A 9,255-nucleotide genomic window follows, 5' to 3' on the forward strand; every position below is an offset into this window, starting at 1 on the left:
GGGGGCTCCCCCACGGGCCGGCGGGCCGGCGGGAGCAGCCGGTGCGCGAGCCAGGCGAGGCCCGCGCAGACCGGGGCGACGGCGAGCAGCCAGAACGTGCTCCCGGTGAACAGGTGCGTCTGCGCGTTCACCTCGACGAGCCACCATGCGAGCACCAGCCCGAGGGCCAGGAGGGCGGCGACGGCCACCAGCGTGGCGGCCAGCCGCGGGACGCGGGCGAGGAGCCGCTCCCAGAGGACCATCACCGCCGCCCCGGGCACACTCATGAGCACCGGGGACAGCAGCAGCCCCCACGTGTAGTCGGTGGTGAGTCCGTCCCGGAGCAGCCAGACCAGGCAGAACAGGACGGCGATGCCGGCCGCGACCGTGAAGCCGAGCACCGGCACATCGCGCCAGGTGGCGTCGGGTGTGACGGGGTCGGAGTGGGGGCGGATGGTCATCGGCCGGGTCCTTCCTGTGTGCTCCGTTGCGGATCCCTTCCGGCGACCCTACGGCCTGCTCGAGCACGTCTCCGCATCGGGCGCCCTCCCTCGTGCCGGCGTCGGCGTCGCTCTACCGTGGGGCCATGGACTCCACGCTCTTCACCCGTTCGGCCGACCGCGCCGCCCACGACGACGTCAACTTCCGCACCCGCAAGTGGGTCAAGCCGGAGGACCTCAACGCGAACAACACCCTCTTCGGCGGCTCGCTGCTGCGCTGGGTCGACGAGGAGGCGGCCATCTACGCGACCCTGCAGCTGGGCAACCCGCGGTGCGTGACGAAGCTGATCTCGGAGATCAACTTCCTGGCCTCGGCGAAGCAGGGCGACATGATCGAGATGGGCCTGCGCGCCACCGAGTTCGGGCGCACGTCCCTGACCATGCGGGCGAAGGTGCGGAACATCGTGACCGGCGAGATGATCCTGACCATCGACAAGATCGTGTTCGTGTCCCTGGGCGAGGACGGCAAGCCCGTGCCCCACGGCTTCACCGAGATCACCTACGACCGCGACCGTCTGCCCCTGGACAACCCCCTCTGAGCCGGCCCGCCGCCCCACGCGGTCCGGGGGCGGGCGGCTCTAGTCGATGCCGCGGGCGGCCAGGGCGTCCCCGACGTCGTCCGCGTGCTTGAAGCTGAGCACCAGCAGCGGCAGCGCCCAGGCCCACGGCGCCATCCGCACCCCGCGGGCGGCCTGCGCATGCCGGATCTGCTCGGCCAGGGCGCGCAGGTGCCCGATCGAGGAGAGCACCAGGCCCATCGCCAGGCCCACGCGGTCGGCGCGGAACCCCGCCCGCGCCAGGCGCGGCCCCGCCCACGGGATCCGCTCGACCGGCCGCAGCACCGCCTCGGCCACCCCGGTCATGTCCGCGATCCGGGTGGTGCGCGTCAACACCTGCGCGGTGAGCACGAGCCCGAGCACGCGCGCCACCATGAGTCCGGCGGCGAACGCGTCGGTGAAGATCCACTGCGCCGCGAACAGGACCACGTAGAACAGCCACAGAGCGCGCAGGTCGGAGGCGATCATCGCCGCCCCGCGCCGCAGCCCGAAGCCCACGAGATACGCGGTTACGGCGCCCACGACGGCGGCGCCCGCGGTCCACAGGGACAGTGGCAGCAGGGTCAGGGCCAACACCCACACCGCGAACAGGCCCGTCTTGAGGCCGGCGCGGGCGTGGTGCAGGGGCGAGTCGCCGTGGATGTACAGGGAGAGCATCAGCGCAGCTCCGCCGCCACGGCGTGATCCAGGAAGTGCTCGTACGCCTCGACCACGTCCTCGGCCGGGCCGGTCCGCTCCACACGGCCGCCGTGGACCCACACGGCCTCGTCGCATGCACGGGCCAGCTCGAGGTCGTGGGTCACCAGCAGCAGCTGGAACCCGTCCGGGGCGGAGGGGTCGGCGGCCAGCAGCCGGTCGGCCACGATCCGCCGGTGCCGGCCGTCCAGCAGGGAGGTCGGCTCGTCGGCGATCACCAGGGACGGCCCGGTGGTCATCACCGAGCACATCGCCAGCCGCTGCGCCTGCCCCGAAGACAGGGACAGGCACGCCCGGTCCGCGAGCGCGGTGAGCCGGTGCTCCTGGAGCGCCGCGGCCACGCGCGCGGCGACGTCGTCCTTGGTCAGGCGGCGGCCGGCGTCGTCCCTGAGCGACTTCACGGTCAGCTCCACGTCCTCCCGGACGGTGGGCATGACCATCTGCGCGGCCGGGTTCGCGAACACGAAGCCGACGGTGCGGCGCAGCGCCTTCACGTCCCGGACGGCGTCCACCCCGTGCACGGTCACCTCCCCGGCGACGACGTCGGCCAGCCCGGCGATCGCGCGGGCCAGCGTGGACTTGCCGGAGCCGTTCTCCCCGATCACCGCCACACGCGGGGCGGTGAGGGTGAGGTCCACGCCGTCGAGGAGCACGACGACGCCCTCGGGGCCATCGGCCTCGACGCGGACGCCCGTGAGGGTGACGGAACGGTCCGGGCTCATCGGAAGGCGCGGGGGTAGGCCTTCCACAGGCCGACGACGAGGATGACGGACACGACGAGCTTGAGCAGGTCACCGGGCACGAACGGGGCCATGGAGAGGACGGCGGCGCCGAACTCCATCCCGGCGATCCCGACGAAGCCGAGCACGCCGAAGAAGTAGACCATCACGACGCCACCGATCAGCCCGGCGACGGCCGCCCCGAGCGCGACCCGTCCGGCGCCGAGGCCGGGCCGGGCCCGGGAGGTGAGGGCCCAGAAGATCAGGCCGACGATCAGCGCGGACGGGATCCAGCCGAGGATGAAGCCGGCCGTCGGGCCGGCGAACACGCCCAGGCCGCCGCGGCCGCCGCTGAGCAGCGGCAGGCCGAGCGCCACGAGGCCGGCGAACAGCGCCATCGAGGCGGCCCCGCGCCACGGGCCGAGGATCACACCGGCCAGGATCACGGCGATGTTCTGCAGCACGATCGGGGCGGGCACACCGGCGACGGCGATCGGCGGCACCAGACCGAGGACGGCCATCAACGCGGTCATGACGGCGATGCGCGCGAGGCTGCCGCCGGCGGAACCGCGACGGGGGCGGCCGGCGTCGGTGGGGCGGTCCGCCGTCGTGGTGGCCGCGGGGCGGACGTGGCCGTCGTGGGACGAGGGCACGGAAGTGCTCATGGAGGGACTCCTGGTGCGGAAGCGAGTGCGAGGGGGCGCTCAGCCGAGGCGCGGGGCGCATGGCGAGTGCCCGACGAGTTGAACAGTGTTCAGGAGTCTACTGCAGGGGCGGAGGTGTGGGCGGCCGGGGTGCGTTCCCGGGGCGACACCGAGGCAGCGGTTGTCGAGATGCAACGAAGATTTCAGAAACGCGCGAATTTGATTCATACGCCGGTCAGGCCCTGAAGGGTTGACATCGGCTCCTCCTGCCCCTCGCCTGACCAGCGCACGGGATCACGGGCGCTACGCTCGATCCATGTGTCGAGATGCAGCGAAGATTTCACAAACGCGCAAGTATGTTTCATACGACCACGAGTCACTTAGGTCTTGACCTTTGAACATCGATCGACTAAGGGTCATAGGGGACTGGTGCACGTGTAGGTGACAGCCGTCTTCACGCCGCGTCTGCGGGCGTGTGGTCCATGATCAACTCGTACTCGACCGGCGTCAATCGGCCCAGGCGCACCTGCCGGCGGCGGCGGTGGTAGGTCCGCTCGATCCAGGTGATGATCCCGGCCCGCAGCTCGTCCCGGGTGTCCCAGTCGCGTCGGTCCAGCACGTTCTTCTGCAGCAACGCGAAGAAGGACTCCATAGCCGCGTTGTCCCCGGCAGCACCGACCTGACCCATGGACCCGATCAGCCCGTGGGTGGTGAGGGCGTCCTGGAATAGGGCCGAGCGGAACTGCGAGCCGCGGTCCGAGTGCACGATGCACCCGGCCACCGCATCGGTGCCGCCGCGGCGTGCCACGGCCTGCTCGAGGGCGTTCACGGCCAACGAGGCCTGCATACGCCCGGCCATGGAGTACCCCACGATCCTGCCGGCGTAGAGATCCTTGATCGCGCAGAGGTAGAGCTTGCCCTCACTGGTGGGGTGCTCGGTGATGTCGGTCAGCCACAGCCGGTTCGGAGCTTCGGCAGAGAAGTCCCGGCGGACGTGGTCGTCGTGCACGGGTGGGCCTGGGCGGGTCCCGTACTTGCCACGCTTGGCCCCGAACCCGCAGTGCCACCCGTTCTGGCGGCAGAGCCGCCAGGCAGTACGGGCGGCCATTCGCTCCCCGGCCGCCTCGGCCTCGTCCCGCAGCAGCCGGTACCCGAACTCCGGATCGTTCAGGTGAGCGGCGTGCAGGGCGTTGGCCCGGTAGGCCTGCTCCACCTCAGAAACGGCGACGGGCTGGTCCCGCCAGCGGTAGTAGGGCTGGCGGGCGAGCTTGAGGACCCGCAAGGACACCGCGACCGGGATCTGGTCGGCGGCGAGCTCGGACACGAGCGGGTACATCATTTTTTCGGCAGGTTCGCCTGGGAGAGGTAGGCCGCGGCGCGGCGTAGGACTTCGTTCTCCTGCTCGAGGAGCCGGATCCTGCGGCGGGCTGCGCGGAGTTCTTCGGCCTCGGCCTTGGTGGTGCCTGGGATGTTGCCTGCTTCGATATCGGCCTGGCGAATCCAGTTCGTCAGGCAGGACTCGGAGATGCCGAAGTCCTTCGCGATGTCTTTCAGATGGGTGCCGGGCTCACGGTTCTGCGCGACCCGGACGACATCATCGCGGAACTCTTTGGGGTAGGGGGCGGGCATGGTGCACATCCTTCCCTGTGGTGTGGGAACACCACAGATCGTATGTCACCTGTACGTGCGTCAGTCCCTCCCTCGGCCGTCGGCCTGTGCACGATCGGCCCCTTGACCACAGGGGTCAGGAGCACCGGGGTCGGGACGCGGATATGGTCTGTCGTTCCCAGGGCCGGGGCTTCTGCTCCATCGCCGACCGGCGTCGAGGCGTGCCACCCACCTGTCGCACCGCCCCACCCCGCCAAGATCACCGTGTGGTCTCGTACGGCGCCGGCAGGTTGACTCCCTAGGGGGGACCGACTGCAGCGGGCCGCGGAGGGGAGTCCTAGTAGTGGTTATCGCGCGACGTCGACGGTGCCCCGGTCGGGCACCGTGGCGGTCAGGAGGACCGAGGCCAGCGCCCCGCCGACAATGAAGATGTCCGCGATGTTGCCGATGAACCAGTTCCCGTAGGCGAGGAAGTCCACCACGTGGCCTTGCCCGAATGACGGTGGGCGCAGGAGCCGGTCACCCAGGTGGGAAGTCACCGCGCCGCCGAGACACCCGATCACGATCGCCCAGGACACGGTACGGACCCGGAGGGTGAACCAGATCGCCGCGGCGACCGCCACCGCCGAGATGATGGTGAAGATCCAGGTCGAGTTGGCCCCGAACGAGAAGGCCGCCCCGGGGTTGTAGGCCAGCTGGAGCCCGAGCAGCTCACCCAGGAGCGGGACTCGCTCGCCCGTGGACAGGCTGTTCTCCGCCCACCACTTGGTCACCTGGTCCAGGACCACTACGCCGGCCCCGATCGCAATGGTCAAGAGCACCAGGGGGTACCTGCGCCGGTGGTTCATTCGTGTCCTTTCGCGATGCGCCCGTTTCCCGGCGCCTCAGTGGATCTGCTGACCCCGGCGCGACCTGTGAAATCGCTGGCAGGTACCGGATGGACCGGACAGGTCGGGTCTCACCGGGCCTGGGCGTCTCTGTCCCGCAGGCACGGTAGGAGCTCATCCCGTGGTGGCGGGTTGGGCTTGCCGGTCGGTGAGGGGTTCCAGGGCGGTGCGTCGGGTGGTGGCGGCGCGCAGGCCGTTGCCGATGACGATGACCTCGGCGACCTCGTGGACCAGGACCACGGCGGCCAGGCCGAGGACGCCGGTGATGGCCAGCGGCAGCAGCACGGCGATGATCAGCAGCGAGAGAATGATGTTCTGATTGATGATGGCCCGGCCGCGGCGGGCGTGGGCCAGAGCTTGGGGGATCAGGCGCAGGTCGTGGCCGGTGAAGGCGACATCGGCGGATTCGATGGCTGCGTCCGAGCCGGTGGCGCCCATGGCGATGCCGACCTCGGCGGCGGCCAGGGCGGGAGAGTCGTTGATGCCGTCACCGATCATCGCGGTGGGCCGGGTGCCGGTCAACTGGTGGACGGCGGTGGCCTTGTCCTCGGGGCGCAACTCGGCGCGCACGTCGTCGATGCCGGCCTGGTCGGCGATCGCCCGGGCGGTGCGGGCGTTGTCCCCGGTGAGCATGGTCAGGTCGATGCCCTGGCCGGTCAGGGTGGTCACGACGGTGGGGACCTCAGGGCGCAGTTCGTCACGGACCCCGATGGCCCCGGCGACCGCCCCGTCGCGGTGGATGATGACCACGGTCATGCCCTGGTCCTCCAGCCCCTGGACCTGGGCCGCCAGGGGGCCGGGGGCCAGCCAGCGGGGGCTGCCGACGGTGACGGTAGCCCCGTCCAGGCGGCCGGTGATCCCGTGCCCGGCGGTCTCGGTGACGCCCTCGGCCGCGGGCGTGTCCGGGGTGGCGGCGGTGATGGCCGCGGCCAACGGGTGGGTGCTGTGCTGTTCCAGTGCCGCGGCCCAGCCCAGCACTTGGTCCTCGGTGATGCCGGGGGCGGCGAGCACGGCGGTGACGGTGGGCTGGTTGCGGGTCAGGGTCCCGGTCTTGTCCACCGCCAGGTGGCGGATCCCGCCGAGGCGCTCGAAGGCGGCCCCGGATTTGATGACCACCCCGAACCGGCTGGCCGCGCCGATCGCCGAGACCACGGTGACCGGCACCGCGATGGCCAGCGCGCAGGGCGAGGCGGCCACCAACACCACCAGGGCGCGGGTGATCCACAGTTCCGGGTCCCCGAGCAGGGACCCGAGGGCCGCGACGAGCACGGCCAGGATGAGCACCCCGGGCACCAGGGGCTTCGCGATCCGGTCGGCCAGCCGGGCCCGGTCCCCCTTCTCGGCCTGGGCCTGTTCGACCAGGTGCACGATGGTGGTCAGGGAGTTGTCGGTGCCGGCGGCGGTGGCGTCAATCTCCAGGGCCCCGGCGGTATTGATCGACCCGGCCGAGACGGTGTCTCCCGGGCCGACCTCGACCGGGATGGACTCGCCGGTGATCGCCGAGGTGTCCAGGGAACTGCGCCCGGTACGCACGATCCCGTCGGTGGCGACCCGTTCCCCGGGCCGGACCACGAGCACCTGCCCGGGTCGCAGGTCCTTGGCCTCGACCTCCACCGTGGCCCCGCCGGCCCGGATGGTCGCGGTCTCGGGCACCAGTTTCAGCAGGGCGCGCAGGCCCGCCCGGGCCCGGTCCATGGCCTTGTCTTCCAGGGCCTCGGCGATGGAGTACAGGAACGCCAGGGCGGCGGCCTCCTCGATGTAGCCCAGGATCACCGCGCCGATGGCGCTGATCGTCATCAGCAGTCCGATCCCGAGCCGGCCCCGGGTGAACAATCCGCGCAGCGCCCCGGGCACGAAGGTCCAGGCGCCCAGCACCAGCCCGACCCAGAACACCACCGTGGCCACGAGACCGGCCCCGGACCATTCCAGGACCAGCCCGGTGAGGAACGCCAGCCCGGAGAGCGCCGGGAGCAGGATGGCTGCATCGCGCCACCACGGCCGGTGCTCCTCGTGCTCCTCGGGTGCACCGGGAGTGGGGGTCGGGGCCTCGCAGCCGCAGGCGGCGCTCACGAGGCCACCTCCGCCGTGTCGCAGCACCGGGGTACCGGGCAGCCCGGGTCCAGGCAGGGCGCGGAGGCATCCACCGCGAGGGTCACCTCGAGCAGACTGCTCAGCGCCCGGGCCAGGTGCGCATCGACGATCGCGTACCGGGTGCGGCGGCCCTGGTGCTCGACGGCCACGATCCCGCAGTCCCGCAGGCAGGCCAGGTGGTTCGACACGTTCGACCGGCTCAGCCCCAGGGCCTGGGCCAGCTCGGCCGGATACCCGGGGCCCTCCAGCAGGGACAGCAGGATCCGGGATCGGGTGGGGTCGGCCATCGCCCGGCCCAGCCGGTTCATCACGTCCAACCGTGTCGCAATCGTCAGCATGTGGTGAACTATACAGCCTGCACTGTAGTCTCTTGCGGGGTTTCGCCCGGGCCGGGCGACCCCGATCGATTGAATCAGTGAGGACCCTCCGTGACTGCCCGTTGCTGCCCCACCTTCCCGCATCGCCGCTGCCGGGGCCGAGGAGGACGGCCATGAGCCTGGGTGGGTTCTTCGCCGAGATGGTCCAGTCCGGGGCACTGCTGGTGGCGATGCCGCTGGCCGTGGTCGCCGGGCTGGTGTCCTTCCTCTCCCCGTGCATCTTGCCGCTGGTGCCCGGATACCTGGGGTATGTCTCCGGGCTGGCCGACCCGCGCCGGGCGGACAACCGGCGCCGGGTGATGACCGGGGTGGGACTGTTCATTATGGGCTTCGCCGCGGTGTTCACCCTCTACGGGGCCGCCTTCGGGGTGATCGGCGGGTGGCTGTTGCAGTGGCAGGACGCGCTGATCCGGGCCTTGGGGGTGTTCGTGATCCTGATGGGCCTGGTGCTCATCGGCTGGCTGCCGTTCCTGCAGAACACCCGGCGGATGTCCTTCCAGCCCAGGACCGGGATCGCCGGGGCCCCGCTGCTCGGGGTGGTCTTCGGCCTGGGCTGGACCCCGTGTATGGGCCCGACCCTCAGCGCCGTGCTGGCGTTGAGCACCACCACCGGGGACCCCTGGCGCGGGGCCCTGCTGGGCTTCCTCTACTGTCTGGGCCTGGGCATCCCCTTCGTGCTGGTGGCGATGGGCCTGGACTGGGTCACCCGAACGCTGGGCTTCGTCCGCCGCCACATCCGCGCCTTCAACATCATCGGCGGGGTACTGCTGGTGCTCGTCGGGGTGCTGATGGTCACCGGGATCTGGACCCTGTGGATCTACCAGCTGCAGAACCTGGCCGGCCCCTTCACCACCCCCGTCTAACCCCGCCCGCACACGCCCCCCACCTCACGGATTGGACCGCTCGTGACTTCCCCTGACCCCACCGCTTCCACCCCGTCTTCTCCCACCCCGTCCCGGCAGCGCCGGGCCAAGATCGTGGTCTGGGTGCTGCTGGGCCTGGTCGTGGCCGCCGCCCTCATCGGTTACCTTGTGGCCCGCGGGACCGCCACCGCCCAGCAGCAGGACCCCAACCAGTCCACCGCCCAGTCCACCGGGCAGTCGACTGGGTCTGCCGGTCAGTTGGTGCGGGAGAATAGCCGGGTGCTCTCGCAGGCCCCCAATGAGAAGGCCGTGCTGGTGGAGTTCCTGGACTTCG

10 protein-coding genes and 1 pseudogene are annotated in these 9,255 nt (G+C 71.0%); 3 read left to right on the forward strand and 8 right to left on the reverse strand.

What is annotated here, in order from left to right:
• On the reverse strand, positions 1-440 hold a 440-nt coding region (locus HMPREF3105_RS04480; RefSeq protein ID WP_210401428.1), incomplete at its 3' end, for a hypothetical protein.
• A gap of 125 nt (positions 441-565) precedes the next feature.
• On the opposite strand from HMPREF3105_RS04480, the gene HMPREF3105_RS04485 reads away from it, so the two are divergent.
• The gene (locus HMPREF3105_RS04485) at positions 566-1,018 is read left to right on the forward strand and encodes an acyl-CoA thioesterase (protein WP_049147545.1); all 453 of its coding nucleotides are present in this window, start codon (positions 566-568) and stop codon (positions 1,016-1,018) included.
• Between the two features lie 39 nt (positions 1,019-1,057).
• On the opposite strand, the gene HMPREF3105_RS04490 is transcribed toward HMPREF3105_RS04485, so the two are convergent.
• From HMPREF3105_RS04490 to HMPREF3105_RS04525, 7 genes are all read right to left on the reverse strand, one after another.
• Entirely contained in the window at positions 1,058-1,693 is a 636-nt protein-coding gene (locus HMPREF3105_RS04490) for an energy-coupling factor transporter transmembrane component T family protein (protein ID WP_036336646.1), read from the reverse strand.
• The gene (locus HMPREF3105_RS04495; protein ID WP_036313854.1) at positions 1,693-2,454 is read right to left on the reverse strand and encodes an energy-coupling factor ABC transporter ATP-binding protein; all 762 of its coding nucleotides are present in this window, start codon (positions 2,452-2,454) and stop codon (positions 1,693-1,695) included. Before HMPREF3105_RS04495 ends, HMPREF3105_RS04490 begins: the two co-directional genes overlap by 1 nt.
• Positions 2,451-3,116 (reverse strand): biotin transporter BioY, encoded by a 666-nt coding sequence (locus tag HMPREF3105_RS04500; RefSeq protein ID WP_036313851.1) that lies wholly within the window; start codon positions 3,114-3,116, stop codon positions 2,451-2,453. Before HMPREF3105_RS04500 ends, HMPREF3105_RS04495 begins: the two co-directional genes overlap by 4 nt.
• A 433-nt stretch (positions 3,117-3,549) precedes the next feature.
• Positions 3,550-4,724 (reverse strand): IS3 family transposase gene (locus HMPREF3105_RS04505; protein WP_102708792.1). Its coding sequence is split into 2 segments (ribosomal slippage): positions 3,550-4,437 and positions 4,440-4,724, totalling 1,173 coding nucleotides; the frame shifts between segments, so codons are not numbered across the junction.
• 326 nt (positions 4,725-5,050) lie between these two features.
• On the reverse strand, positions 5,051-5,524 hold the full coding sequence (locus tag HMPREF3105_RS04515) for a signal peptidase II (protein WP_246830330.1): 474 nt from the start codon (positions 5,522-5,524) through the stop codon (positions 5,051-5,053).
• Positions 5,525-5,704: 180 nt separating this feature from the next.
• Entirely contained in the window at positions 5,705-7,660 is a 1,956-nt protein-coding gene (locus tag HMPREF3105_RS04520) for a heavy metal translocating P-type ATPase (RefSeq protein WP_170721174.1), read from the reverse strand.
• Positions 7,657-8,019 carry a Cd(II)/Pb(II)-sensing metalloregulatory transcriptional regulator CmtR gene (locus HMPREF3105_RS04525; RefSeq protein WP_036313923.1) on the reverse strand — a complete coding sequence of 121 codons (363 nt, stop codon included), beginning with the start codon at positions 8,017-8,019 and terminating at the stop codon, positions 7,657-7,659. Before HMPREF3105_RS04525 ends, HMPREF3105_RS04520 begins: the two co-directional genes overlap by 4 nt.
• 152 nt (positions 8,020-8,171) lie before the next feature.
• On the opposite strand from HMPREF3105_RS04525, the gene HMPREF3105_RS04530 reads away from it, so the two are divergent.
• On the forward strand, positions 8,172-8,921 hold the full coding sequence (locus HMPREF3105_RS04530; protein ID WP_070708861.1) for a cytochrome c biogenesis CcdA family protein: 750 nt from the start codon (positions 8,172-8,174) through the stop codon (positions 8,919-8,921).
• 42 nt (positions 8,922-8,963) lie between these two features.
• Positions 8,964-9,255, forward strand: a pseudogene (locus tag HMPREF3105_RS04535) (disulfide bond formation protein DsbA); the annotation flags it as partial.

This window comes from Micrococcus sp. HMSC31B01 (genome assembly GCF_001816085.1).
GTDB classification, from domain to species: Bacteria; Actinomycetota; Actinomycetes; order Actinomycetales; family Micrococcaceae; genus Micrococcus; species Micrococcus luteus.

Bases quoted from the DNA above. Each gene is read 5' to 3' on its own strand.
- HMPREF3105_RS04525 (WP_036313923.1), bottom strand. From the start codon at position 8,019: ATGCTGACGATTGCGACACGGTTGGACGTGATGAACCGGCTGGGCCGG.
- HMPREF3105_RS04530 (WP_070708861.1), top strand. From the start codon at position 8,172: ATGAGCCTGGGTGGGTTCTTCGCCGAGATGGTCCAGTCCGGGGCACTG.
- HMPREF3105_RS04495 (WP_036313854.1), bottom strand. From the start codon at position 2,454: ATGAGCCCGGACCGTTCCGTCACCCTCACGGGCGTCCGCGTCGAGGCC.
- HMPREF3105_RS04500 (WP_036313851.1), bottom strand. From the start codon at position 3,116: ATGAGCACTTCCGTGCCCTCGTCCCACGACGGCCACGTCCGCCCCGCG.
- HMPREF3105_RS04485 (WP_049147545.1), top strand. From the start codon at position 566: ATGGACTCCACGCTCTTCACCCGTTCGGCCGACCGCGCCGCCCACGAC.
- HMPREF3105_RS04490 (WP_036336646.1), bottom strand. From the start codon at position 1,693: ATGCTCTCCCTGTACATCCACGGCGACTCGCCCCTGCACCACGCCCGC.